Source organism: Enterobacter sp. 725m/11 (assembly GCF_011683705.1).
In the GTDB taxonomy this organism is placed as follows: Bacteria; Pseudomonadota; Gammaproteobacteria; order Enterobacterales; family Enterobacteriaceae; genus Enterobacter; species Enterobacter bugandensis.
The window spans coordinates 1-618 of record NZ_JAAQOK010000120.1; the positions used below are offsets into that span (position 1 = coordinate 1).

At 60.5% G+C, this 618-nt stretch carries 1 pseudogene; it reads right to left on the minus strand.

The window, feature by feature from the left end:
* Positions 1–547, minus strand: a pseudogene (locus HBA26_RS22670) (helix-turn-helix domain-containing protein); the annotation flags it as partial.
* Between the last annotated feature and the right edge of the window lie 71 nt (positions 548–618).

Below are 618 nucleotides of genomic sequence, written 5' to 3' on the forward strand. Positions count from 1 at the left end.
TTCATCGGTACAGTGCGCCAGGCACAGGGAAAAACGGGAGTGGTCGTCCAGCAGGGTGAGCGGATGGCAGCGGCCACCGCCAAAGGGAAAGTGGCCCCTTAAAATCCATCTGCCAGAGCCGGTTCGGCGCGTCATGTTCGAAGCGTCCCGTAGCCGGAACGCCCGGTGATGCGCCCGGCAGCAGACCGTGACGGGCCATCAGATTATGGACGGTGCTGAAGGCGGGCATACGGTGCCCCTGGTCTTCAAGCCAGCGCTTAATCTTGCGGGCGCCCCAGCGTTGATGACGGTCATGCGCCATGCGCAGCAGGGCCGTGATGTCGTCAGATGAGCGGTTCGGGGAATGATGAGGTGCGCGGGAGCGGTCCTGAAGACCGGAGGCACCTTCCTCAGCCCAGCGCTGAAGCCACTTGTAGCCGGTGGCAGGAGAAATGCCGAACTGACGGCAGAGGAAACGGATGTTCGCCCCGTCCTGCGAGGCGAACAGCACAAACTCGGTACGTAATGACATGGTATCTCTCGCATCCCAGGGCATAAGCGACTCCATAAACGGGTTCTTATGCCTCAGTTGTAAGTGTCTACCATGTCCCCGAACAAGTGTTCACTATGTCCCCGGAC